This window comes from Micromonospora sp. WMMD964 (assembly GCF_029581455.1).
In the GTDB taxonomy this organism is placed as follows: domain Bacteria; phylum Actinomycetota; class Actinomycetes; order Mycobacteriales; family Micromonosporaceae; genus Micromonospora.
Genome location: NZ_CP120860.1, coordinates 2,747,907 through 2,772,739 on the forward strand (window position 1 = coordinate 2,747,907; position 24,833 = coordinate 2,772,739).

The following is a 24,833-nucleotide window of genomic DNA, read 5'->3' on the forward strand; positions in this document are numbered from 1 at the left end:
TCCCGGCGCGCCGACCGCGAACCGGGTACTACTACCCCTATCTTCGTGTCGCCTGAATCACATTGGGAACAACTTCGCGTGCAGGGGCGTACATCTCAGCCGCAAGGGCGGTATACATGCCTCGCCCAAGGGGGGGTAAGGTTCCGCGCTCGCGGGGGAGTCGCCCCGGCGAGCTCGACCCGTTCGGTCCTCGGGTCGGGTGCCCGACACAAGTGGTGGCCGGCCAGCGGAACCGAAACAGCGTCGTCCGGCGTTACAACCGGAAGCGACAACATCGATATGGGAGAGTGAAACCGATGGCCACCGACTACGACGCCCCGCGTCGCGACGAGGTCGACCTCGGCGAGGACAGCCTGGAAGAGCTCAAGGCACGGCGCGTCGACTCACAGTCGGGCGCGGTGGACGTCGACGAGGCCGAGGTGGCCGAGAGCTTCGAGCTGCCCGGCGCCGACCTGGCCGACGAGGAGCTCACGGTCAAGGTGCTTCCGATGCAGCAGGACGAGTTCCGGTGCGCCCGCTGCTTCCTGGTCCACCACCGTAGCCAGCTGGCAGTCGAGCGTAACGGCGAGTTGATCTGCCGCGAGTGCGTCTGACATCAACGACACCGGCGGCGGCCTCCGGAACGGGGCCGCCGCCGCCGGTGTAGGCATGCGCCACCGGTGGGTACCTGCTTGACTCGTAACGGGTAGCCACACACCGGGAGGTCCGATGAGCGATCGACGCGGCACCACCGACGGCGGCACGGGCGACCTCGACGCCACCGGCGGTGTGGGTGATCCCGGCGCGCCCAGCGGCACAGGCGACCTCGACGCCACCGGTGGCACAGCAGACCCCGGCGCCACCGGTGGCGCGGACGACCTCGGCGCCACCGTCGCCGCGTTGACGGCGGACGACATCGCGCCGGCCCGCCGCCGTCAACTGCTGACCCGGATGGTCGGGCAGGCCCGCGCACGGGGCATCTCCGACCTGTTCAAACCCCGTGCCGCCGTGCGCTGGATGGTCGACACCGTCGCCGAGATCGCCCCGCACGTCCCGGTCCGGGACCTGGACACCCTACGTCGGCACTTTCCCGGCCTGGACGATGCCGCCCTGGCCGACCGACTCGTTCGCAACGCCTCCCGGACCACCGCCGCGATCGGCGCGGCCGGGGGCGGCGTCGCCGCCGTCGAGTGGACCGTCGCTCCGACCCTGCTCTCCGCGCCGGTGCTGCTCGCCGCCGAGACCGTCGCCGTGGTGGCGGTGGAGCTGAAGCTGGTCGGCGAGCTGCACGAGATCCACGGCGTGGCGCTGCCCGAGGGCGGCAGCCAACGGGCGGTCGCCCTGGTGCACTCCTGGGCCACCCAGCGGGGCGTCAACCCGATGGTGCCCGGCGTGGGAGTGGGCGCGGTGCTCGGCACCGCCGCCCGCAAGGAACTGCGGGAGATGCTGCTGCGGCGGTTCGGTCGCAACCTCACCACCCTCGGGCCGTTCCTGACCGGCGCGGCGGTGGCCAGCTTCCTCAACCGGCGGGCCACCCAGCAGATGGCCGAGCAGCTTCAGGTGGACCTACGCCGGCGGGGCATCGCCCGACCCGCGCCACCGGCGGCGCTGTCGGGCCCGCCGACGGGAACCTGAGCGGGACGGCGTCAGCCCTGTTCGGTGGTCGGTCCGCTGACCGCCAGCGCGTCCCGCGCGGCCAGCACGGCCTCGGCCAGCTCGACCGGGTGCCGGGTGCTCACCACCCAGAACGGGGTCGGGTCGGCCGGGTCGTCGAGCACCACCTGCACGGCGCCGCCGATCCACGGTCGCTGCACCACGAACGCGAGCGGGTCCGCGCCGACGCCGAGCACCTCACGGCGGCCGGCCGTGTCCAACGGCACCACGTCGGCCACGAAGCGGACCGGCAGGCGCGCGTCGTCGACCCGCAGCTCGGAGCCGACGACACCGACCCGGATCCGGCCCAGCCACCACAGGCCGGCCGCGGTGAGTGGCAGCAGCACGGCGAACGGCAGCCAGGAGCGGAGGCCGGGGGCACCCATCCAGATCTCGACGGCCAACAGCGCGGCGGCGACCAGCCCGGCCAGCCACAGCCACCAGGGCAGGTCCAGCCGTTCGGCGTACGCCGTGCGGGCGTCGACCGGCGGCTGATCGGCGGACGGAGAGGGCGACATGCTCACTCCTGCGAGGGTACGGCGCACGGCGGCCGGGTGAACCGGCAGGATGGCAGGGTCACCCCGAGAAACGGACGGAAGAGGGGACCCGTGACCGACGTCGTACCCGTGCCCGTGCAGCTGCTCGACTCCGAGCTGCCGCTGCCCACGTACGCCCATCCCGGCGACGCCGGGGCCGACCTGGTGGCGGCCGCGGACGTGGAGCTGCCACCCGGTGGCCGCGCCCTGGTGCCCACCGGCGTGGCCATCGCGCTGCCGGAGGGGTACGTGGGCCTGGTCCATCCCCGTTCCGGTCTGGCGGCCAGGCTCGGCGTGACGGTGCTCAACGCGCCCGGTACGGTCGACGCCGGCTACCGGGGTGAGATCCTGGTCAACCTGATCAACCATGATCGGGATGTGCCGGCGAAGATCTCCCGTGGTGACCGGATCGCTCAGCTCGTGGTCCAGCAGGTCGCGCGGGCGCGGTTCGAGCCGGTTGCCGAGCTGCCGGCCTCCCGGCGCGGGACCGGCGGGCATGGTTCCACCGGCGGGCACGCGGGGCTGGTGCCGTCGCCGACGGGTCAGGAGCGCGTCGAGCGTCGGACGGACGAGCCGGGCCGCGGGCAGACGGAAGAAATGGCAGGGTGAGTGTGAACAGCGGAGGGTGGGCGCAGTGATCTTCTCCCGAAAGCGGGCCGGTGCCGAGCGGCAGACCCGTGACGAGCGGGCCACCCAGGTCCCGGACCAGGGCGATGCGGCGCCGACGTTGGAGCGCGGTCCGTACGACATCTCCGAGAGCTACCCCGACGTGCAGCGGCTCGACCTGGGCAGCCTGCACATCCCGGCGATCGCCGACGTCGAGGTTCGGGTGCAGGCCGACCCGCAGGGCGTGATCCAGCAGGTCGTGCTGGTGCACGGCGACAACGCGCTTCAGCTGGGCGTCTTCGCCGCCCCCCGGTCCGAGGGGATCTGGGACGAGGTGCGCGAGGAGATCCGCCAGTCGCTGCTGCGCGACGGGGCGAGCGCCCAGGAGGTCGAGGGCGAGTACGGGCCGGAGCTGCACGCTCAGGTGCGTACCCCGGACGGCCCGACGAACCTGCGGTTCGTCGGTGTCGACGGGCCGCGCTGGATGGTCCGCGGCGTGTTCCAGGGCCCGGTGGCCACCGACCCGGCCCTGGCCGGACCGCTGGTGGAGTGCCTCGACGGTCTGGTGGTCGACCGTGGTCAGGAGGCAAAGCCGGTCCGCGAGCCGCTGCCGCTGCGGCTGCCCCGGGAGGTCGCTGACCAGGCCGCCGCCCAGTCGGGCGACGCCGCCGCCGAGCCGCGCCAGGTCTGACCCGAGCGCACCGGCCCGCCGGAATCGGCTCCGTCGGCGTACGCTGGCGGCACGGTTCCGGCGCCGCCGGTGCCGGCGAGCGTGGAGAGGGTGACGCGGAGGTCATGATGACCGACGAGGGCAGGGCGTCGCTGCGGCGGCTTCTGCAACGGTTCACCGCCAGCGAGGCCGAGATCGACGCGCAGGAGCTGCGTCGGGAGAGCGCCGAGTGCGGCGGGATCCCGGCCCAGCAGTGCTCCCGGGGTCAGCTGGTCTCGATCGCCGGTCGGCTGCGCACCGTGGTCTACACGCCACGCACCAACCTGCCCACCCTCGAAGCCGACCTCTACGACGGCAGCGACGTGGTCACCCTGGTCTGGTTGGGTCGACGGCACATCGCGGGCATCGAGCCGGGGCGGCACCTGACCGCGCGGGGTCGGGTGGCCGTCCGTGACGACCGCAAGGTCATCTACAACCCGTACTACGAGTTGGACTCGCCGAAGTGACGGCACCGCGGACGGAAGGCCGGCGATGACGACGGGACAGGACCGGGCGGCACAGCCGGAGATCGACCCTCAGGGCGACGAGCCGCTGCCGACCATCGCCGAGCAGATGGCCGACCAACTCGGCGGTTGGCGGGGCCTGGTCGAGTCGAGCATCCCGGTCGTGGTCTTCGTGCTCGCCAACATCATCGGCGAGTTGCGGCCCGCGGTGATCGCCTCGGTCGCCGTCGCGCTGCTGATCGCCGGGGTGCGACTGGCCCAGCGTCGGCCGATCCGGCACGCCGTCAACGGCCTGTTCGGCGTCGGCGTCGGCGCGGCCATCGCCTGGCGCACCGGCGACGAGCGCGACTTCTACCTTCCCGGCATCCTCTACGGCATCGGGTACGGCGTCGCCCTGCTGATCTCGGCGGCGATCCGGCAGCCCCTGGTCGGCTGGATCTGGTCGGTGCTGGTCGCGAAGGGCCGCTCGGAGTGGCGGGCCGATCCGAAGCTGGTGCGGACCTTCACCCAGCTCACCGTGCTCTGGGGCGTGGTCTGGCTGGCCAAGGTGGGCGTGCAGGCCGGGCTCTACCTGGCCCACCAGGACACCGCGTTGGGCGTGGCCCGGTTGGTGCTGGGCTACCCGCCGTACGCGCTGCTGCTGCTGATCACGGTCTGGACGGTGCGCCGGGTCACCCGGGACGCTCCGCCGACCCCGGTGCCCGGGGCCTGAGCGAGGCGGGGCCGGTCGGCCGCCGGTCAGCGTGAGCTGCGGGTCCGCTCGACGCTGTCCGGCCCGAGGACCACCACGCGGACCTGGTCCTCCACCTCGGCGGTGCAGACGAAGATCAGCTCGTCGCCGGCCTCGATCGGGTCGTCCGGGCTGGGCACCAGGACCCGCTTGCCGCGCAGGATCGCCACCAGCGCGGCGTCGCGGGGCAGCGGCACGGCGTGCAGGGGCTGACCGACGTAGGGCGCGGTCGGCGGCAGGGTGATCTCGACAAGGTTCGCCTCACCCTGGCGGAACGTCATCAGCCGGACCAGGTCGCCGACGGTGACCGCCTCCTCGACCAGCGCGGCCATCACCCGCGGCTTGCTCACCGCGACGTCGACCCCCCACTGCTCGGTGAACAGCCACTCGTTCTCGGCCCGGTTGACCCGGGCCACCACGCGGGGCACCGCGAACTCGGTCTTGGCCAACAGCGACAGCACCAGGTTGGCTTTGTCGTCGCCGGTCGCCGCGACCACCACGTCGCAGCCGGCGACGTTCGCCTCTTCCAGGCTCGCCACCTCGCACGCGTCGGCGAGCACCCACTCGGCGGCCGGCACCCGGTCCGGGCGCAGCATCTTGGGTTGGCGTTCGATGAGCATCACCTGGTGGCCGTTGTCGATCAACTCCTGGGCGATCGAGCGGCCCACGTTGCCCGCGCCCGCGATGGCGACCCGCATGGCTCAGTGCCCCCCTTCCGGCGGCGCCGCCGCCACCGACGTGACAGTCGCCACGATGTCATCGCTGACCAGCATGAACACCTGGTCACCCTCCTGCATGACGGTCGAGCCGGTGGGCAGCGTGCCGATGCCGAAGCGGATCAGGTAGGCCACCCGGGCGCCGGTCGCGTCCTCCAGGTTGCGCACCGACCGGCCGATCCAGTCCTTGTGCACGGGAACCTCGACGATCGACACCGTGCTCGTGGGGTCGCGGAAGATCTCCACGTTGCCCTCCGGCACCAGGTGCCGCAGCATCCGGTCGGCCGTCCAGCGCACCGTCGCGACGGTGGGGATGCCCAGCCGTTCGTAGACCTGCGCGCGGCGCTGGTCGTAGATGCGGGCGGCGACCCGGGACACGCCGAACGTCTCGCGCGCCAGTCGGGCCGAGATGATGTTGGAGTTGTCGCCGCTCGAGACCGCCGCGAAGGCGTCCGCGCGCTCGATGCCGGCCTGTCGGAGCACCTCGCCGTCGAAGCCCGCGCCGGTCACCGTGATCCCGGCGAAGTCGGGGCCGAGCCGGCGGAAGGCGTCGGCGTCCTGGTCGATCACCGCCACCGAGTGCCCTCGGGACTCCAGGCTGTGGGCGAGGGTCGACCCGACCCGGCCACACCCCATGATCACGACGTGCACGCTGTCCCTCCCAAGGTGCGACCGCCCCCGGCTGCCGGTGGCCTTCCGAGTGCGAGCCTGCCACGTCCGGGTGCGGAGCGGGGACCGACGGTACCCCGTCGTCGTGAGCGGAGGTGATCGCCCACCCCCGCGTTCCCGCCGTGGTGGTCGTACTCTTGGCGTTCGTGGCCAGTCCCACCTCGCTGGTGAAGCGACTTCTCCTCGGTCGACCGTTCCGGTCCGACCGGCTGCAGCACACCCTCCTGCCGAAGCGCATCGCGCTGCCCGTGTTCGCCTCCGACGCGCTGTCCAGCGTCGCGTACGCGCCCGACGAGATCCTGCTGACCCTCTCCATCGCGGGGGCCTCCGCGTACGTGTTCTCCCCGTGGATCGCCCTCGCGGTGGTCGTGGTGATGCTCACCGTGGTGGCGAGCTACCGGCAGAACGTCTACGCCTACCCCTCCGGCGGCGGCGACTACGAGGTGGCCACCGTCAACCTGGGCCCGAAGTTCGGCGTCGGGGTGGCCAGCGCGCTCCTTGTCGACTACGTGCTCACGGTGGCGGTGTCGGTCTCCTCCGGGGTGGCCAACCTCGGCTCGGTGGTGCCGTTCGTGGCCACCCACAAGGTCATGATCGCGGTGCTGGCGGTGGTCCTGCTCACCGCCGTCAACCTGCGCGGGCTGCGCGAGTCGGGCACCGCGTTCGCCATCCCCACCTACGGCTTCGTGATCGTGATGGGTGGGATGCTGCTCACCGGGCTGTTCCGGGTGTTCGTGCTGGGCGACGACCTCCGCGCGCCGAGCGCCGACCTGGTGATCCAGGCCGAGCACAGCGTGACCGGTTTCGCGCTCGTCTTCCTGCTGCTGCGGACGTTCAGCTCGGGTGCCGCCGCGCTCACCGGCGTGGAGGCGATCTCCAACGGGGTGCCGGCGTTCAAGGCGCCGAAGAGTCGCAACGCCGCCACCACCCTGCTGCTGCTCGGCACCATCTCGGTGAGCATGCTGGTCGGGATCATCTGGCTGGCCCGACTGACCCACCTGCAGTTCGTCGAGGATCCGGGTCTCCAGATCGTCTCCGGCCCCGACGGGTACGTGCAGAAGACGGTCACCACCCAGCTCGGCGAGACGGTCTTCGGCTCCGGCTCGATCCTGCTCTACGTGGTGGCCGGAATGACCGCGCTGATCCTGTTCCTGGCGGCGAACACCGCGTTCAACGGTTTCCCGGTGCTCGGCTCGATCCTCGCCCAGGACCGCTACCTGCCCCGCCAGTTCCACACCCGGGGCGACCGGCTGGCCTTCTCCAACGGCATCAGCTTCCTCGCCCTCTTCGCGATCGTGTTGATCGTCGGCTTCCAGGCCGAGGTGACGAAGCTGATCCAGCTCTACATCGTCGGGGTCTTCGTCTCGTTCACCGTCTCCCAGGCCGGCATGATCCGGCACTGGAACCGGCGTCTGCGTACCGAGCGGGACCCGGAGGCGCGCCGCCGGATGTACCGCTCCCGGGCGATCAACACCTTCGGCGCGGGCCTGACCGGCACCGTGCTGGTGATCGTCCTGGTCACGAAGTTCCTGCTCGGCGCGTGGATCGCGATCGCCGCGATGGCGGTGATCTACGTGTTGATGCTCGCCATCCGCCGGCACTACGACCGGATCGCCGTCGAGCTGACCCCGCCGGACGAGGGCCGGGCCGTGCTACCCGCCCGCAACCACGCGATCGTGCTGGTCAGCAAGCTGCACCAGCCGACGCTGCGGGCCATCGCCTACGCCCGGGCCACCCGCCCGGACACCCTGACCGCGGTGACCGTGAACGTGGACGAGAACGACACCCGGGACCTGCAGGCCGACTGGGAGCGGCGGGAGATGGCCATCCCGCTCACCGTGATCGACTCGCCGTACCGGGAGATCACCCGGCCGATCCTGGACTTCGTGGCCTCCACCCGCCGTAAGTCACCCCGCGACGTGGTCACCGTCTTCATCCCGGAGTACGTGGTCGGCCGCTGGTGGGAGAACCTGTTGCACAACCAGAGCGCCCTGCGACTCAAGGGCCGGCTGCTCTTCGAGCCGGGGGTGATGGTGGTCAGCGTGCCGTGGCAGCTCGCGTCGACGGCCAGCAAGAACCTGGACCGGCTCGACGCCACGCTGTCCCGGACACCGGCGCGCGGGCCACGCGGCACGGTGCCGCCGGTCTCCGCCCCACCGGTGATCTCCGCCCCGCCGGCCTCCGGCTCGCCGGTGGTCTCGACGGCGCCGGTCTCCGCCCCGCCCGGGGAGGGCCCGGCCGGTGACGGGACGGGAGACGGTGGCCGTGGCTGAGCCGAACGAGCGCGGACTGGCCGAGGCGCAGCGGGTCGAGCTGACCGTCGACGCGGTCGCCCCCGGCGGGCACTGCGTGGCCCGGGTGGACGGGCAGGTCGTCTTCGTCCGGCACGCGCTGCCCGGTGAACGGGTGATCGCCGAGGTGACCGAGGTGCACCGCGGGTTCGTGCGGGCCGACGCGGTGACGGTGCTGGACGCCTCACCGGATCGGGTCGAGCCGCCCTGCCCGTACGCGAAACCGGGTGCCTGCGGTGGCTGCGACCTGCAACACGTGGCCCCGGAGGCGCAACTGGCCTGGAAGACCGCCGTGGTGCGCGAGCAGTTGGTCCGCCTCGGCGGGCTGACCGACGCCGAGCTGGACCGGCTCGACGTCCGGGTCCGGGCGTTGCCCGGCGGGCTGCTCGGCTGGCGCTCCCGGGTCCGCTACGCGGTGGACGCCGCGGATCGGGCCGGCCTGCTCAAACACCGGTCGCACGAGGTGGTGCCCATCGACCGCTGCCGGATCGCCCACCCGGCCATCCAGCAGCTGCCGGTGCTCAGCCCGACCGGCGCGCGCTGGTCGGCCGCCGAGGCGGTGGAGACCGTCGCCAGCACCGGTGGGGACGTCACGGTCACGGAGATCCGCGAGGGAGTGCCCGCCCCGGTGAGTGGGCCGGCCGAGGTCCGCGAGGTGGCCGCCGGGCGGGACTGGACGCTGCCCGCGTCCGCGTTCTGGCAGGTGCACCCGGCAGCGGCGAGCACCCTCTCCGCTGCGGTGCTGGAGCTGCTGGACCCGCAGCCGGGCGAGATCGCGTGGGACCTGTACGGCGGCGCGGGGCTGTTCGCCGCCGGGCTGGCCGAGCGGGTCGGTGCGACCGGCCGGGTGACCCTGGTCGAGGCGGCCGGGCAGGGCGTCGCGGCGGCCCGGGAGAACCTCGCCGACCTGCCCACCGTGGAGGTCGTGTCGGCCCGGGTGGAGACCGCGCTGGCCCGTCGACGGATCACCGGCCCGGTCGACGTGGTGGTGCTCGACCCGCCGCGCTCCGGCGCGGGCGCCCCGGTGGTGCGCGCGCTGGCCGCCGCCGGCCCGCGGGCGGTCGCGTACGTGGCCTGCGACCCGGCGGCCTTCGCCCGGGACGTCCGCACCTTCACCGATCTCGGGTGGTGGCTGGCCGCGGTGCGGGGCTTCGACCTGTTCCCGATGACGCAGCACGTCGAGCAGGTGGGGCTGCTGCTCCCACCGACCGCCTGACTACCCTGGCCCGATGAAGATCGTCGGGTTGATGTCCGGGACGTCGTACGACGGGGTGGACGTCGTCGCGGCGGAGTTCGACGTCGACGGGGACACCCTCTGGTTGCGGCCGTTGGGCCACCGTGGGCTGGACTACGACGAGGAGCTGCGCGCCGAGATCGCGGCGCTGCTGCCCCCGGCGACCACCACCGTCGAGGCCGTCTGCCGGCTCGACAACCGGCTCGGCGAGGTCTTCGCCGACGCGGCGGCGATCGGCCTGGAACTGGCCGGTGGGCGGGCCGACGCGGTGGTCTCGCCCGGCCAGACGGTCTTCCACTGGGTCGACGAGGGCCGGGCCCTGGGCACCCTGCAACTGGGCGCGGTGGCGCGGGTGGCCGCCCGGGTCGGCGTACCGGTGCTCAGTGACCTGCGCTCGGCGGACATCGCCGTCGGCGGGCAGGGCGCGCCGCTGGTGCCGGCCTTCGACGCCCTGCTGCTCGACGCCGCCGCCGGACCGCGCGCGGCGCTGAACCTCGGCGGCATCGCCAACCTCACCGTGGTCGCCCCGGGGGCACCGGTCCTCGGGTACGACGTGGGCCCGGCCAACGCGCTGCTGGACGCCGCCGCCCGCCGCTTCCTGGACCAGCCGTGCGACATCGACGGCGCGCGGGCGGCCGCCGGTCGGGTGCGTCCCGGGCTGCTCGCCGCGCTGCTGGCCGAGCCGTACTACGCGGCGGCCCCGCCCAAGTCCACCGGCAAGGAGCTGTTCCACGCCGGCTACCTGGACCGGCACCTCGCCGCGCTGGACACGCCGGTGCCGGTGGACGACCTGCTGGCCACGCTGACCGAGCTGACCGCGCGGGTGGTGGCCGCCGAGTGCGACAGGCACGGCGTGACCGAGGTGATCGCCGCCGGTGGTGGGGTGCGCAACCCCACCCTGCTGCGGCGGCTCGCCGCCCTGGGCGACGGCCGGTGGCGGCTGCGCGGCACCGACGAGTTGGGCGTCCCCGCGCAGGCCAAGGAGGCGTACGCCTTCGCGCTGCTCGGCTGGCTGTCCTGGCACGGGCTGCCCGGGTCGATCCCGTCGGTGACCGGCGCCGCCCGTGGCGCGGTGCTGGGGTCCTGGACACCCGCCGGGCCGACGTACGCGGGCCGTCCCGCCGAACCACCCCGGCGGCTGCGGATCCGGCCCTGATCGGGCAGTCAGCCCGTGGGCGTGGGTACGCCGGGCTCGGCCCGGGCTGCGGAGTACCACCGGGCCGATAGACTCTCCGGTCATGAGTGTTGAAGAGGACACGGCCAACCACGGCCGGCTGCTCGGGACGGTGCGCGGTCCGCAGGACGTCAAGCGGATGTCCGGCGAGGAGCTGGACGTCCTCGCCGCCGAGATCCGGGACTTCCTGATCGCCAAGGTCTCCCGCACCGGTGGGCACGTCGGGCCCAACCTCGGTGTGGTCGAGCTGACCCTGGCCATGCACCGCGTCTTCGACTCGCCCCGCGACCGGCTCCTGTTCGACACCGGCCACCAGGCGTACGTGCACAAGATCCTCACCGGGCGCCAGGCCGGCTTCGACAAGCTCCGCCAGCGCGGTGGCCTCTCCGGCTACCCCAGCCAGGCGGAGAGTGAGCACGACCTCATCGAGAACTCGCACGCCTCCACCGCGCTCTCCTACGCCGACGGCCTGGCCAAGGCGTACGCCCTGCGAGGTGAGCAGCGCAGCGTCGTGGCCGTGGTCGGCGACGGCGCGCTCACCGGCGGCATGTGCTGGGAGGCGCTGAACAACATCGCCACCGCCGGCAACTCGCTGGTGATCGTTGTCAACGACAACGGTCGGTCCTACTCGCCCACCATCGGCGGCCTGGCCGACCACCTCTCCTCGCTGCGGCTCAACCCGGGCTACGAGAAGGTCCTCGACACGGTCAAGGACGCCCTCGGCTCCACCCCGCTGGTCGGCAAGCCGATGTACGAGGTGCTGCACGCGGTCAAGAAGGGCATCAAGGACGCCGTCGCCCCGCAGGCCATGTTCGAGGACCTCGGCATCAAGTACGTCGGCCCGGTGGACGGGCACGACGTGGCGGCGGTCGAGGCGGCGCTGCGCGCGGCGAAGAACTTCGGCGGCCCGGTGATCGTGCACGCGGTCACCCGCAAGGGCTACGGCTACCGTCCGGCCGAGGAGGACGACGCGGACTGCCTGCACGGCCCGAGCAGCGCCTTCGACGTCGAGACCGGCGCCCTGCTGGCCGCCCCGTCGGTGAAGTGGACGCACGTCTTCGCCGACGAGCTGCTCGCCATCGCCGACGAGCGCCCGGACGTGGTGGGCATCACCGCCGCCATGGCCGAGCCGACCGGCATCGCGAAGCTCGCCCGCAAGTACCCCGAGCGGGTGTACGACGTGGGCATCGCCGAGCAGCACGCCGCCACCTCGGCGGCCGGGCTGGCGCTCGGCGGCCTGCACCCCGTCGTCGCGGTCTACGCCACCTTCCTCAACCGTGCGTTCGACCAGGTCCTGCTGGACGTGGCGATGCACAAGCTGCCGGTGACCTTCGTGCTGGACCGGGCGGGCATCACCGGCCCGGACGGCCCCAGCCACTACGGCATCTGGGACATGTCGGTCTTCGGGGTGGTGCCCGGGCTGCGGATCGCCGCCCCCCGCGACGCCGCCACGCTGCGGGAGGAGTTGCGCGAGGCGATGGCCGTCGACGACGGCCCCACCGTGCTGCGTTTCCCGACCGGCTCGGTCGCCGCGGACCTTCCGGCGCTGCGCCGGGTCGGCACCGTCGACGTGCTGGCCGAGTCGGCGCGTACCGACGTGCTGCTGGTGGCCGTCGGCTCGTTCGGTCAGTTGGGCATGGAGGTGGCCGCTCGGGTCGCCGAGCAGGGCTACGGAGTCACTGTGGTCGACCCGCGCTGGGTGCGTCCGGTCCCGGCGGAGCTGGTCGACCTGGCCGCCCGGCACCGGCTCGTGGTCAGCGTCGAGGACGGCGTACGGGTCGGCGGGGTGGGCGACGCGCTCGCCCAGGCGATGCGTGACGCTGACGTCCGGGTGCCGCTGAAGGACCTGGGTGTGCCGGCCGACTGGCACCCGCACGGCACGCGGGCGCAGATCCTCGCTGACCTGGGCCTGACCGCTCAGGACGTGGCGCGTGACGTCACCGGCTGGATCTCCGGCCTGGACGCCACGCCGGACCGCCTGACCCCGAGCGACGCGGCCGCGCAGAACTGACCCGATCAACGCACGGCGGGCGCTCCCTCCCGGGGGCGCCCGCCGTCGTATCGCCCGCCCCGCCCCGCCCCCGCCGCCCGCGCCGCCCCCTGCGCCCCCCTGCGCCGTCGATCATGGACGTGTGGTGGGCGATGAGTGGTGTTTCGCCCCTTTTGTAGGGCACCACAACTCCATGATCGACCGGGGGTGGGGTGGGGTGGGGTGGACCAGGGTGGGGGGACGGGGGGGGGGTTAGTCGGTGGGTTTGATCGAGCGGTAGTGGGTCTTGTCGGTGTTGGCGAGGCTGTAGGTCTGGGAACGGGACGGGCTGGGGATGACCGCCAGGCCGGGCCGCTCGACGAGCAGCGGAGTGCCCGGCGGCACCGACAGGGAGCTGTCCCGGGTGGGCCGCCAGCTGAGCACCACGAGCGGTTGACCGGGGACCGGCAGTTGGTACGCCTGCAACGGGGTGGCCCGGTCGGCGGGGGAGACGACCGGCGCGCTCCCGTCGGCCGGTCGGTAGACCACCGCGGTCATCGCCCCGGCGTCGGTGTCCCAGCTGAGCTGCTGCAACTCGGCTGCCTCGCCACCGCCGAGGGCGACCTCGCCGAGCGAGCGGACGGTGAGCTTCGCCATCGGCCAGGACGTCGGCACCGAACGCGGCGCGTCCCGGTCGCCGATCCGGCGCGGGATGCTGCCGAACGGGCCACGGTCCCCGGCCAGCACGCAGGTGTCCAGGCCGGTCAGTGCCCGCCGCCCCGTGCCCGACTCGTCGCGGACCAGCGGATAACGCGGATCGACGGTGCCGGTGCCCAGGTCGAGTAGCCGGTCGGCGGCCCGGCCCCGGGGCAGCGACTCGGTGCTGCGCAGGGTCGCGGTCACCCCGACGGCCGTGCAGGACGGCACGTCCACCGGCGCGCTGAGACCGTCCGCCACGGTCAACGTCCGATCCTGCGGCCCGACCAGCGTCTGCACCCGGGCGGAGACCAGGTAGCGCCGGCCGGCCGCGGTCTGCACCGGCAGCACGTCGGAGTAGACGAGGTAACCCGGGTCGGTGTATTCGGTGGCGCGGGTCACCGCGTACCGGTCGCCGTCGCGGGTGAGTTGCAGCAGCCAGGAGGCGCTCTCACCGGGCACGTCGGCGGCCACCAGAGCCACCGGGGCGCCGTCCACCCGACCGGAGAAGAGGATGCCGGACGAGGGGAGGTGCGCCCGGTCGTCGTCCGGTGAGCGCCAGTCGCGGACGGCCCGGGTGACGGCTGTCGTCGCCGTGGCGTCGGTCGACAGGTCACCCCGGGGCGGCCAGACGGCCAACGCCCCGTCCAGGGTGTCGTACCCGACCCGCAGGTCCTGCGACTTCCTCTCGGCCACCGGACCGCAGGCCGTGCTGACCAGCAGCGCGCTGAGCAGGACGGGAAGCGCCCTGCCGTACCGACGGCCTGGAGTCACCTGGCCCGCCCCCGATCGCTTCACCGTCGCTGTCGGAAAGCGCCATAGTACGAGATGTCCGACGCGAACCCTCAGTTGCCCGCCGCCGAACTCGCCACATTGGACCACACCGGGGCTTTAGTGCTTTTTCGTTGCTCCGGTAGACTCCGCCGACTGTGACGCCTGCCGAGTCCCGCGCCCTGCCCGCGCCGCACCCGGAGGCCGCCGCCGGCCCCGACGAACTGGTGAACTACCGCACACCTGTCGGCATCCTCGCCGGCCCCGCCGCCCTGACCGGCACGTCCACCGCCCCGGCCGAGTCGTCGCCCGCCTCCGGCGCGGCGCTCGCCGCGACAACCGACGCCACCGCGCCGGCCCCCACCAAGACCCCGGACGCTCCGGCCGAACCCGTAGTGCCGGTCGAGCCGGACGCTCCGGTCGAGCCGGACGCTCCGGTCGAGCCGGACGCTCCGGTCGAGCCGGACGCTCCGGTCGAGCCGGACGCTCCGGTCGAGGACGCGGCGCCGGTCGAGCCCGGAGCGGCCGCCGACGACGCGGAGGCGGTGGCGACCAACCGGTGGTGGCATCGCTGGACCCGGCGGCGACAGCACCTCGCCGTGGGCGGGTTGTTCCTGCTCGCCGCGCTCTGGGTCACCAGCCGGATCTGGCTGGACCCGTCCGGTCGGGTGGCGTCGCTCTACACCGGTGACCCGGCCCAGGTGCAGTTCTTCCTCGCCCACTCGGTACGCGTGGTGCTGCACGGGGAGTATCCGTTCTACACCGAGCAGTTCAACTACCCCGACGGCGTCAACCTGATGGCCAACACGGCGGTACTGGCACTGGGCATCCCGATGGTCCCGGTGACGCTGCTCTTCGGGCCGGCGGTCTCCTTCGTGGTGCTGGTGACGCTCGGCCTCGCCGGAACCGCGATGGCCTGGTACCTGATGCTCTCCCGCCACCTGGTGCGCACCCCGCTCGCCGCCGCGGTGGGCGGCTGGTTCTGCGGTTTCTCGCCCGCGATGCTGTCGCACGCGAGTTGGCACCCGAACATCATCAGTCAGTTCCTGCTGCCGTTCATCATCTGGCGGGTGCTGGTGCTCACCCGGTCCGGTCGGCCGATCCGGGACGGGGCGTTGCTCGCCCTGCTGGTCACCGCGCAGGCGTTCATCAACGAGGAGATCCTGCTCTTCACGGCGCTGGCCTGCGGGGTGTTCCTGCTCGCGGTGCTCGCCCAGGAGCCGGCCCGCTGGCGGGCGGCGTGGCGACCGCTCGGCGTCGGCGTGCTGACCTGCGCGCTGCTGGCCGGGGCGCTGCTGGCGTACCCCCTGTACGTGCAGTTCGCGGGGCCGATGGCGTACCACGGGCTCAGCGACGCGGTGCGCGACTACGGCAACGACATCGCGGCCTTCTTCGCCCAGGGCTCGCCCACCCTCGGCGGCAACCAGCGGGCCAACATCAACCTGGCGCCGAACTACTCCGAGGAGAACGCCTTCTTCGGTTGGAGCCTGGCGATGCTCGCCATCGGCATCGTGGTCTGGCTACGCCGGGAGATGATCGTCCGGGCGCTCGCGGCGACCGGCGTGTTCTTCGCCGTGCTCTCCCTCGGTGAGCGGGTCTCCTGGTGGGACCGGGAGTTGTTCACCGGGCCGTGGCAGTTCCTGGTGCACCTGCCGCTGCTGGACGCGGTGGTGCCCACCCGGTTCGGCCTGATCACCAGCGTGGTGGTCGGTCTGCTGCTCGCGCTCGCCGTCGAGCGGGCCTGGGCGCTGCGCCCGGCCGACCGGCGTACCGTTCGGACGCTCACCGCGGCGGGCCTGGCGTTCGCGCTGCTGCCGATCGCTCCGATGCCCCTGCGGATGGTCTCCCGTCCGCCGGTGCCGGACTTCATCACGGCCGACCGCTGGCGGGCGTACGTCGGACCGGACCAGACGCTGGTGCCGATTCCGGTGCCCAGCATGGGCAACACGCACGGCATGCGCTGGGCGGCGGCGACCAACCTCGACTTCAAGATCCCCGGTGGTTACTTCCTCGCCCCGCGCAACGGCAACACCGGCGACGCGGGGCGGTTCGGCGGCCGACCCAGCGGTGTGGGTCAGATGCTGGAGGAGGTGGCGACCACCGGGCGTACGCCGAAGCTCGACGACCGGCAGCGGCGTCGCTTCACCGACGAACTGCGCCACTGGAGGGCCGCGATCCTGGTGCTCCCGGTCCGTCAGCAGAACTCCGAGCCGCTACGACGTGCCGTCGAGGATCTGGTCGGCCCCGGCCGCCAGGAGTTGGACGTCTGGGTGTGGGACGTTCGGGCGCTGACCGACCGTTCGGTTTGATGACCACCGGGACGGCGTCCCCGACCGAGGCGCCCGCGACCGAGGCCCGTACACCCCGTCCGGACCGGCTCCGGGACCTGCTGGTGGTGACCGGCTACCTGGCGCTGGCCGTCGTGCTGACCAGCGCGCAGTGGGGGTACCAGTGGCGGCTGTTCCACCAGGCGGGCGACCAGATCCTCTTCGAGTGGATGCTGGCCCACGCGGCGCACGCCGTCGTCGACTGGGAGAACCCGCTCTACAGCGCCCTGTTGAACGCCCCCGACGGGGTGAACCTGATGGCGAACACCTCGGTGCTCGGCCTGGGCGTCCCGTTGACCCCGGTGACGCTGCTCTTCGGCTCGCAGGTCGCGTTCTGCGTGGCTGTCGTCTGCTGCCTCGCCGGCACCGCCTCGGCCTGGTACGCGCTGCTGCGCCGCCGCCTGGTCACCACCCGGGCCGCAGCCGCGGTGGGTGGCCTGGTCTGCGGTTTCGCCCCGGGCATGATCGCCCAGGCGGGCGCGCACCTGCACATCGCCGCGCAGTTCCTGGTGCCCGCGATCCTCGCGGTGGTGTTCCGGCCCACCTCGGACGGGCCGCACCGGCTGGCCGGAGTGTGGCGACCCGGCGTCGTCCTCGGGCTGCTGCTGGTCTGGCAGGTCTTCATCGGCGAGGAGGTGCTGGTCTTCCTGGCGCTCGCGGCCGGGGTGTTCGCGCTCGGCTACGCGCTCGCCGACCGGGTGGCCGCCCGGCGGCTCGCACCGGCACTGTTCGGCCGACTGGCGGTGGCGGCCGGTGTCGCGACGGTGCTGCTGGCGTACCCCCTGTGGTTCCAGTTCTACGGCCCGCAGCACTACTCGGGGATGGCGTTCGCCGCGCACGCCTTCCAGTTGGACGCCGCGTCGTTCACCGCGTCGGCGCGGCAGACCGTACTCGGCGACGACTGGCTCCCGGGGTTGCTCTCGCCGAACCCGACCGAGGAGAACTCGTTCTTCGGCCCGGGGTTGCTGGTGCTCGCCGTGGTGATCGTGATCTGGCTGTGGCGGCGACCGCTGGTCCGCGCCCTGGCCGGCTGTGGGTTGGTGTTCGCCCTGCTCTCCCTCGGCACCGAACTGCGGGTCGACGGCACCGCCACCGGCATCCCCGGGCCGTACCGGCTGGTCGCCGGGCTGCCCCTGCTCGACCTCGCGGTGCCGGCCCGGTTCGCGCTGGTCTGCGTACCGGTGCTGGGTGTCCTGGTGGCGCTCTCCCTGGACCGGGTTCGCGCGGCGCGTCGGCTGGCGGCCGCCCCCGGGCTGCCGGTGCGGTTGCTGTGGGCCGGGGCGGTGGCCGCCGTGTTGCTGCCGTTGGTGCCGACGCCGATCCGGGTGGTGCCGGTCAACCCGGTGCCCGGGTTCGTCGCGGACGGCGGGTGGCGGTCGCTGGTGCCGCCGGGTCGCACGCTGGTCGCCGTACCGCCGGTGACCGGCGCGGCGCGGAGCCCGGTGATGCTCTGGTCCGCCCGTAGCGGTCTGGCGTTCACCGCGCCGGGCGGCTACTTCATCGGCCCCAGCAGCCCGGACGACCCGGCGGCCCGCTGGGGTGCGCCGGACCGGCCCACGTCGGTGCTGCTGCGCCGGGTCGCCGAGACCGGCGCGGTGCCCGTGCTGACCGACCTCGACCGCCGCCGGGCCGTCGAGGACCTGCGGCACTGGCGGGCCGCTGTCGTGGTGCTCGGCCCGCTGCCCAACGCAGACCCGGTCCGGCGGACCGTCGACGACCTGCTCGGGCCGGGCCGTCCGGTGGACGGCGGGTGGATGTGGGACGTGCGGAACCAGGTCGGCTGATCAGCCCACCAGGGCGCGGACGTCCCAGACCCAGACGTCGTCGACCCGCTGCGGCGGCCCGATCAGGCCGGTGACCAGCTCACGCAGCACCGCCTCGCGTGGGTGCGCCCCGAGAACCACCACCGACGCCCGCCAGAACCGCAGATCCTCGACGGCCTGGCGGCGGTTCTCCTCGGTCAGCACCGGGACCGCGTCCTTGTCCATCGTGGAGTAGACGAGCGTGCTGGTGGGCCGGTTCGGCGCCCCGAAGACCCCCTCGCCCACCTCGTTCGGGCCGATGAAGTAGCCGCCCGGGATGGGGAACTCCTGCCCGGTCAGCGCGCTCCAGCGCAACGTGGGCAGGCCGTGCACGTTGCTCGGGATCGGCACCGGCACCAGGGTCCGGCCCGCCGGCACGTACGGCCGCCAACCACCCGACGTGATGAAGTGCGGCGGCGGGTCGATCTGCTGGGCCGGCAACGGCCGGGGGAAGAGCGGCAGCACGGCGAGGGCGACCGCCGCGTACCCCACCGGGCGCAGCCAGCGGCGACGGGTCGCGACCGGCGCGGGCTGGTCTCCGGCCCCGGTGTCGTCGGGAGTCGCCGCGACCGCGTCGCCCGCGCGCTGCGCCGGCACCCGCGGTCGGTCGGCCACCGGGCGTCCCTGGCGGTGCGCGGCGTCCCAGGTCAGCGCGAGCAGGACGCCCACCGCGGCGGCGACCACGAGCGTCAACCGGGTCGGCATCATCATCTCGACCAGCGGCAGGTCGTCCGGCACGTACGACCACGGGCCGCGGACATCCGTCTCGACGCCGTCGAACCGCACCCGGGGCCCGATCGACGCCACGGTGAAGACGACGATCAGCACCGCGGCGATCCGGGCGGGAAGTGAGCGGCGGACGAGCAGCACCAGGGCGACCACCGTCAGCAGCACCAGCGGCCAGCCGAACCAGGTGTTCTGCTCGGTCAGCCCGATCGTCTTCTCCACCGCCGGGTCACCGGCCCAGGTGTCGCGGGCGAAGGTGACGAAGGCGACCAGGTCCTCGCCCCAGTTGTGGAAGACGCCGCCCTGCAGGCCCCGGTAGGACTGTGGACCGTTGAACTGGAACCAGATCGGGTACGCGGCGAGCGCCAGGGCGAGCCCGCCGGCGACGCCGAGCCCGGCCAGGAACGTGCCGGCGGCGGCCCGGGTGGCGGCCGGGCGCTGCACGGCGTACGCGAGCACGACGACCAGGCAGGCCAGGGCGGTGAGGAGCAGCATCTCCTCGTTGATGAAGATCTGGTACGTCACCAGCGCGCCGAGCACCAGCCCGTTGCGCCGCCACCGGCCCGGCTCACCGAGGCGCAGCACCCGCACCACGATCAGCGGCAGCAGGAAGTTGGACACGAAGTTGGGTTGGCCGTTGGCGTGGTGGACGATTCCCGGCGCGAAGCCGAGGAACGCGCCGCCGACGAACGCCGCCGCGCGGGAGCGCACCAGGTGGCGGGAGAGCATCCAGTAGCCGGTGCCGGCGGTGGCGGCCAGCGCTCCACCCAGGTAGAGCGCGTACATCACCTGGGGGCCGAGCAGCATGGTCAGCGGGGCCAGCGGCAGGGTCACCCCGAGCAACGAGGTGTTGGCGATCATGTTCACCCCGTCCGGGGCGTTCTGCCGGGCCGTGAAGAGCGGATTCTCCAGGTGCCGCACGGAGTACGCGCCGTGCGCGAACAGCCACTCGAACCAGCTGTGGTCGGTGGGCAGGTGCGAGGAGACCCGGCCGTTGACGTCACCCCAGTAGTTGAGGCAGACGAAGACGCCCAGCAGCACATAGGCTCCGAGGGCGAACAGGTCGGCTCGGGCCGGACGGCGTCGAGGCCGTCGGGGCGACTCGGCCTCGGCCGGGTCGGCGTCGGTCAGGGGATTCAGCGAAGGGTCTACCACCGGCACGGCCACGACGGGCCATCGTACAGGCCCGGTTCCGTCGCTTTTGCCGGGCCGGTGCACCCACGGCCGGTTTGCCGGACGGTGACCAGGGGTGACGGAAGGACGCTTGTTGTCGATCATCGAGCTGGGCGAGGTCCGGGACGAAGCCGCGTCGACGCCCACGGTCCGTCGACCGCGCGCTGCCGGCCGCCCGCTGCGCAGCGTGGCGGTGCTGGTCCTCGCCCTGGTGCTGCCGGCCGCTGCGACACCGGTGCCGCAGCGGGTGGTGAGCGTGGTGCCGGCGGTGCGGACGTCCACCGCGTACCTCGGCGGCGACAGCGTCTTCGTGGTCGACCCGCCGGCACCGGAGGGGGACCGGTACCTGACCGCGTACGCCCAGCCGTCCCCGACCGGTGCGGGCGTGCGTCGGCGGTGGCAGGCCCCGCTGGCCCGCCTCGGTGACTACCTCGACGTCCGGGTCGAGCAGGGGCTGGTGTTGGCGATGGCGGTCGACGCGCCGGGCCGGGTGTTCCGGACCATCGCCTTCGACATCGGTTCGGGCGAGCGACGGTGGCAGCTTCCCGGTGCGCCCCAACCGACCGCAGACGACGGCCTGCTGCTGACCGACGTCCGGGACGACGGGTCGGGCGCGCTGAACCGGATCGAGCCGGACACCGGCCGGATGCTCTGGTCGGTGCCGATCCCCCCGGCCGCCAATCCCTCCTACCACCTCCGGGAAGGCCGGGTCGACGGGTTCGTGCTGCTCCTGCCGACCGGCGAGGTGCAGGTGCACGACGCCGGCACGGGCCGCCTGCTGCGCAGCGTCGACACGCTGCCCGGTGACCGGGAGGCGTACCAGCGGGCACAGGTCGTCGAGGATCTGCTGCTGCTCGTCCCGCCCGGCAGCACCCGGCTGGTGGGTTACCGGCTGACCGAACTGGAGCCACTGTGGACGGCCGAGGTGCCGTTGATCTCCCACGTGGTCGGCTGCGCCGATCTGCTCTGCGCGGTACCGCAGACCGGTGGCCTCCAGGTGCTCGATCCGGCCACCGGCGTCGTACGGTGGTCGGACTCCGGTCCGGACAACCTGGCGGACGTCCGGCATGGTCAGTTGCTGATGGCCAGGCCCGGCCGAGGGTACGAGGTGTGGGATGCGGCGACCGGTCAGGTGCGTACCGAGTTGGGTGGGTGGTCTCTGATGCAGGTGGTCGGTCCCGGCGGCCCCCTGGTCGGGACGCGGTCGGGTGACGACGGCCGGATGGTCGTCGCCGAGCTGGATCTGGTGGCCCACCGGGCGCGGATCGTCGACGTGTTGCCGGCCATCGCCGGCAGCTGCCAGGCGTCCCTGCCGATGCTGCTCTGTCAGCGCCTCGACGGCACCACCGCGCTGTGGCGGTTGACCCGATGAGCGACTCGGTGATCGACCTCGGTGTGCTGCGGCACGGCCCGGACCCGGCCCCGTCGCCCCGCCCACCTCGCACCAACGGTCGGCAGCTGCGCGTGGCGCTGGTCGCCCTGCTCGCGCTGCTCACCCTCGCCGCCGCCGGTGCGCCGCAGCCCCGGCGATCCGTGGTGACGCTGCCGGCGCAGCCCGGGGCCGACGTGCTCGTCGACGGGGACCTCGCCGTGGTGATCGAGCCGACCAGCACGTCCAACCTGCAGCAGCGGCGACTGGCGGCGTATCGGCTGCCCGGCGGCGAGCCGGCCTGGCAGGCGCCGCTGTCGGCGGACGCCCGGTACTGGGGGATCTTCCCGCTGGGCGAGTTGCTGGTCGTCACCGGGTTTGAGATCGGCCCGCGAGGCCGGGACGTGACGACCATCGCGCTGGACCGGGCGACCGGCGCGTACCGGTGGCAGCAACCGGGGAGCGCCGACAGACTGGTCGACGGCAACCTGCTGCTGCGCTCCGGCGGCGAGAGCGAGCCGAGCGTCCTGCGGGTGGTCGACCCCTGCTGCGGGACCGTCCGCTGGCAGTTGCCCGCCACCACCGCCGCAATCATCCCGCGCGAGACCGAGCGCGGGCTGGATCGGCTGATCCTCAACCCGCCGGACGGCCCGGTCGAGGTACGCGATGCGACCACCGGAGCGGTGCTGGCCCGCGCCGACCTGCGACCAGCCGATGGTGGGCGATTCGGGCTGGAGGTGCTGGACGACCTCCTGCTGGTCATCGACCGGGGTTCGGGCGCGGTCACCGCGTACGGCCTGGACCAGCTCGACCGGCGCTGGATCCGCCCGAACGTGACCGTCGACTTCGCGCTGGACTGTGGCCCCGTCCTGTGTCTGCGCACCGGTGCCAACCAACTGCAGGCGCTCGACCCGGCCACCGGCGAGGTGCGCTGGAGCAGCGATCGTTGGGGGTGGGCGTGGGGGGCCGAGGATCGGCTGCTGGCCAACGTGGTCGGCGGCGGAAATTCGCCTGGCCGCTTCGTCGTGCTGGACGCGCCCACCGGTCAGGAGGTGGCCGTCCTGGGCCAGTGGGACCTGTACCGACGGGATCGGGGCGGTCCGCTGACGGCCGTCCGCAAGCACCCCGACGGCGGGGTGGTCGTCGGTGAGGTGGATATGCGAGCCGGGACGGTACGCAAACTCGACGTGCTGCGCGATGCCACCGGGGATTGTCAGGTGACCGACTCCCACCTGCTGTGCGTGGGCCCCGGCACCTACCGGCTGTGGCAATTGCGCCGCTGACTACCAGTTCGCCTGGGCGGGCGGCGGGGGCAGCGGCACCGACGGCGGTCGCAGCACGTACGCCACGCCGCCGCTGCCGCGCTGCCAGACCGCCTCGAACGGCCGCCGCGGCACGGTACGGCGGACGCCGTCGTCGTCCGGGGCGTACGGGTCGTTGAGCACCGGGTCGCCGTCGTCGGTGAAGCCCACCAGCACCATCAGGTGCCCCCGGGTGTCGTAGTCGAGCCCCGGCACCTCGTCGGCCCGGAACGCGGCGGACACGATCAGCGGGATACCGGCCGCGACGAACGCCTCCGCCTCGGCCAGCGACCGGAGCCGGGTGACGAACGCGTCCAACCCGAACCGACCGGCGTACGCGGTGTTGAACGGCCAGTTGCCGGCCCCGGCGTACGCGTGGTCGTAGCAGTGCCGGGCGGCGTGCACCACCACCGGGCGCGGGCCGGGCGGCTGCACCCAGGCGTAGTGCTCCTCCGTCGGCCCGAGGCCCCAGTAGGCGAGCACCATCGAGGTGCAGGTGGGGCTGCACCAGGAGTCGCCGCCCCCGCCCCACTGCGGGTACCGGCCGGCGTGCAGCCGCTGAGAGTAGCGGGGGACGTCCAGCACCCGCCCACGGGCGGCGGACGAGGCGGGCGCCGACGCGTCGGTCGGGCCGGTCAGCGCGGGGCCGGTGGCGACCGCGCCGAAGCTGCGCAGCACCGGTCCGGTCGGGGCGCCGACCGGTCGGCACAGGGTCACCCGCGCCTGCCAACCGGTGACCGTCGCCCCGTTCACGATCAGGGTGTCGGTGTCGACAGCGGCGTCGCCGTCGCGCTGCCCGGGTATCGAGGTGCGTCGTACCGCCCGGTCGTCGGCGGCCCAGCGGGCCAGCCGATACCAGCCGGTGGCGGGGGCGTCGTCGTGCCAGCCGCGCAGCTCGACCTCGATCCAGCAGCCGTCCGGGGTGTCGGCGGTCCAGGACGGCACGACCTCGGCGACGGTGAAGCCCACCGGCACCGGAGGGGACGTCCAGGTGCGCCGCCCGTCGACACCGCCCTCGTCGCCGTCGAACGCGCCGTCGGCCGGCAGGTGGAAGACCCGGTACACGATGTCCCGCCGGGTGGGTGGTGCCGCGATCGTCATTCCAGGTCCGTCCGTCGCTCGGTGCCGCCGGACAGCATCGCGTACGCCGACCTGGCCCGCAACGCCGACCGGTGCGGGCGGCGAGGGACGATGGTTGCCGACCGGCACTAGGTTGTCGGTGGTCAGCAGCGAGGAGGCCGGGATGCGGGTACTGGTGGTGGAGGACGAGCGCAACCTCGCCGACGCGATCGCGCGCGGGTTGCGCAAGCGGGGGATGGCCGTCGACGTGGCGTACGACGGAGACGCCGGGCACGAGGCGGCGTTCGTCACGCGGTACGACGTGGTGGTGCTCGACCGCGACCTGCCGGGAGTGCACGGTGACCAGATCTGCGCCGACCTGGCCGCCTCCGGCGCGCTGACCCGGGTGCTGATGCTGACCGCGAGTGGCACGGTGGCGGACCGGGTGGAGGGGTTGCAGCTCGGCGCGGACGACTACCTGCCCAAACCGTTCGCCTTCGACGAGCTGGTCGCCCGGGTACAGGCGTTGGGTCGGCGGGCCACTCCGGCCGCTCCGCCGGTGCTCGAACTGGCCGACCTGGTGCTCGACCCGGCCCGTCGGGTGGCCACCCGCGCCGGCCTGCCGGTCGACCTCACCAACAAGGAGTTCGGGGTGCTCAGCGAGCTGCTCAAGGCCCGTGGCGCGGTGGTCTCCAGCGAGGAGCTGCTGGAACGGGTCTGGGACGCGAACACCGACCCGTTCACCACGATCGTCCGGGTCACCGTGATGACGCTGCGCAAGAAGCTCGGCGACCCGCCGCTGATCGAGACGGTGGTCGGCGCGGGTTACCGCACCGCCGAGGTGGGGCTGTGAGCGCGAGGAGTGAGCCGGGTCTGCGA

Annotated in this window: 21 protein-coding genes; 15 read left to right on the top strand and 6 right to left on the bottom strand. The window is 73.2% G+C overall.

The genetic code is table 11. The annotated features are described in order from the left end of the window. Positions 1-296 precede the first annotated feature (296 nt). Together O7616_RS12795 and O7616_RS12800 are read left to right on the top strand one after the other, a co-directional pair. Entirely contained in the window at positions 297-593 is a 297-nt protein-coding gene (locus tag O7616_RS12795) for a DUF4193 domain-containing protein (protein WP_007075406.1), read from the top strand. A 115-nt stretch (positions 594-708) separates the two neighbouring features. Next, positions 709-1,614 (top strand): hypothetical protein, encoded by a 906-nt coding sequence (locus tag O7616_RS12800; RefSeq protein WP_282306983.1) that lies wholly within the window; start codon positions 709-711, stop codon positions 1,612-1,614. 11 nt (positions 1,615-1,625) lie between these two features. Here the strand turns inward: O7616_RS12800 and O7616_RS12805 are convergent, their stop codons facing one another. Further along, the gene (locus O7616_RS12805; RefSeq protein WP_282306984.1) at positions 1,626-2,150 is read right to left on the bottom strand and encodes a DUF3093 domain-containing protein; all 525 of its coding nucleotides are present in this window, start codon (positions 2,148-2,150) and stop codon (positions 1,626-1,628) included. A 90-nt stretch (positions 2,151-2,240) separates the two neighbouring features. Between O7616_RS12805 and dut the strand changes: the two genes are divergently transcribed. The 4 genes from dut (at position 2,241) to O7616_RS12825 (ending at position 4,659) form a co-directional block, all read left to right on the top strand. Then, positions 2,241-2,777 carry a dUTP diphosphatase gene (dut, locus tag O7616_RS12810; protein WP_282306986.1) on the top strand — a complete coding sequence of 179 codons (537 nt, stop codon included), beginning with the start codon at positions 2,241-2,243 and terminating at the stop codon, positions 2,775-2,777. Positions 2,778-2,802: 25 nt separating this feature from the next. After that, positions 2,803-3,465 carry a DUF3710 domain-containing protein gene (locus O7616_RS12815; protein WP_282261684.1) on the top strand — a complete coding sequence of 221 codons (663 nt, stop codon included), beginning with the start codon at positions 2,803-2,805 and terminating at the stop codon, positions 3,463-3,465. A gap of 104 nt (positions 3,466-3,569) precedes the next feature. Then, a complete protein-coding gene (locus O7616_RS12820; RefSeq protein WP_282261683.1) occupies positions 3,570-3,950 on the top strand; it encodes an OB-fold nucleic acid binding domain-containing protein in 381 nt (126 codons plus the stop codon). 25 nt (positions 3,951-3,975) lie between these two features. Further along, positions 3,976-4,659 (top strand): DUF3159 domain-containing protein, encoded by a 684-nt coding sequence (locus tag O7616_RS12825; RefSeq protein ID WP_282306987.1) that lies wholly within the window; start codon positions 3,976-3,978, stop codon positions 4,657-4,659. 26 nt (positions 4,660-4,685) lie between these two features. On the opposite strand, the gene O7616_RS12830 is transcribed toward O7616_RS12825, so the two are convergent. After that, positions 4,686-5,375 (bottom strand): TrkA family potassium uptake protein, encoded by a 690-nt coding sequence (locus O7616_RS12830; protein ID WP_282261678.1) that lies wholly within the window; start codon positions 5,373-5,375, stop codon positions 4,686-4,688. Positions 5,376-5,378: 3 nt separating this feature from the next. Then, positions 5,379-6,044 (bottom strand): TrkA family potassium uptake protein, encoded by a 666-nt coding sequence (locus tag O7616_RS12835; protein ID WP_282261677.1) that lies wholly within the window; start codon positions 6,042-6,044, stop codon positions 5,379-5,381. 164 nt (positions 6,045-6,208) lie between these two features. Between O7616_RS12835 and O7616_RS12840 the strand changes: the two genes are divergently transcribed. The 4 genes from O7616_RS12840 to dxs all read left to right on the top strand — a co-directional run bounded on the left by O7616_RS12840 (position 6,209) and on the right by dxs (position 12,772). Continuing rightward, a complete protein-coding gene (locus tag O7616_RS12840) occupies positions 6,209-8,335 on the top strand; it encodes an APC family permease (protein ID WP_282306988.1) in 2,127 nt (708 codons plus the stop codon). Continuing rightward, positions 8,328-9,569 carry a class I SAM-dependent RNA methyltransferase gene (locus O7616_RS12845; RefSeq protein ID WP_282306989.1) on the top strand — a complete coding sequence of 414 codons (1,242 nt, stop codon included), beginning with the start codon at positions 8,328-8,330 and terminating at the stop codon, positions 9,567-9,569. Before O7616_RS12840 ends, O7616_RS12845 begins: the two co-directional genes overlap by 8 nt. Positions 9,570-9,582: 13 nt before the next feature. Next, positions 9,583-10,743, top strand: coding sequence for an anhydro-N-acetylmuramic acid kinase (locus O7616_RS12850; RefSeq protein WP_282306990.1), 1,161 nt, complete (start codon positions 9,583-9,585; stop codon positions 10,741-10,743). A gap of 82 nt (positions 10,744-10,825) precedes the next feature. Then, positions 10,826-12,772: a 1-deoxy-D-xylulose-5-phosphate synthase gene (gene dxs, locus O7616_RS12855; protein ID WP_282261673.1), complete on the top strand. Its 1,947-nt coding sequence runs from the start codon at positions 10,826-10,828 to the stop codon at positions 12,770-12,772. 231 nt (positions 12,773-13,003) lie between these two features. Here the strand turns inward: dxs and O7616_RS12860 are convergent, their stop codons facing one another. Next, a complete protein-coding gene (locus O7616_RS12860) occupies positions 13,004-14,161 on the bottom strand; it encodes a hypothetical protein (protein ID WP_282307614.1) in 1,158 nt (385 codons plus the stop codon). A gap of 581 nt (positions 14,162-14,742) precedes the next feature. On the opposite strand from O7616_RS12860, the gene O7616_RS12865 reads away from it, so the two are divergent. Continuing rightward, the gene (locus tag O7616_RS12865; protein WP_282307615.1) at positions 14,743-16,506 is read left to right on the top strand and encodes a hypothetical protein; all 1,764 of its coding nucleotides are present in this window, start codon (positions 14,743-14,745) and stop codon (positions 16,504-16,506) included. After that, positions 16,506-18,308 carry a hypothetical protein gene (locus O7616_RS12870; RefSeq protein ID WP_282306992.1) on the top strand — a complete coding sequence of 601 codons (1,803 nt, stop codon included), beginning with the start codon at positions 16,506-16,508 and terminating at the stop codon, positions 18,306-18,308. The genes O7616_RS12865 and O7616_RS12870 overlap by 1 nt, the downstream gene beginning before the upstream one ends. Here the strand turns inward: O7616_RS12870 and O7616_RS12875 are convergent, their stop codons facing one another. Continuing rightward, positions 18,309-20,219, bottom strand: a complete 1,911-nt coding sequence (locus tag O7616_RS12875) for a hypothetical protein (protein WP_282306993.1) — start codon at positions 20,217-20,219, stop codon at positions 18,309-18,311. It abuts the gene before it with no gap. Between the two features lie 82 nt (positions 20,220-20,301). On the opposite strand from O7616_RS12875, the gene O7616_RS12880 reads away from it, so the two are divergent. Both O7616_RS12880 and O7616_RS12885 read left to right on the top strand, forming a co-directional pair. Continuing rightward, on the top strand, positions 20,302-21,597 hold the full coding sequence (locus tag O7616_RS12880) for a PQQ-binding-like beta-propeller repeat protein (protein WP_282306994.1): 1,296 nt from the start codon (positions 20,302-20,304) through the stop codon (positions 21,595-21,597). Next, entirely contained in the window at positions 21,594-22,877 is a 1,284-nt protein-coding gene (locus tag O7616_RS12885; protein ID WP_282306995.1) for a PQQ-binding-like beta-propeller repeat protein, read from the top strand. The genes O7616_RS12880 and O7616_RS12885 overlap by 4 nt, the downstream gene beginning before the upstream one ends. Here the strand turns inward: O7616_RS12885 and O7616_RS12890 are convergent, their stop codons facing one another. Then, a complete protein-coding gene (locus O7616_RS12890) occupies positions 22,878-23,996 on the bottom strand; it encodes a peptidase C39 family protein (protein ID WP_282306996.1) in 1,119 nt (372 codons plus the stop codon). A 142-nt stretch (positions 23,997-24,138) separates the two neighbouring features. Here O7616_RS12890 and O7616_RS12895 point away from each other — a divergent pair, with 142 nt between their 5' ends. Further along, positions 24,139-24,807, top strand: a complete 669-nt coding sequence (locus tag O7616_RS12895; protein WP_282306997.1) for a response regulator transcription factor — start codon at positions 24,139-24,141, stop codon at positions 24,805-24,807. Positions 24,808-24,833 lie beyond the last annotated feature (26 nt).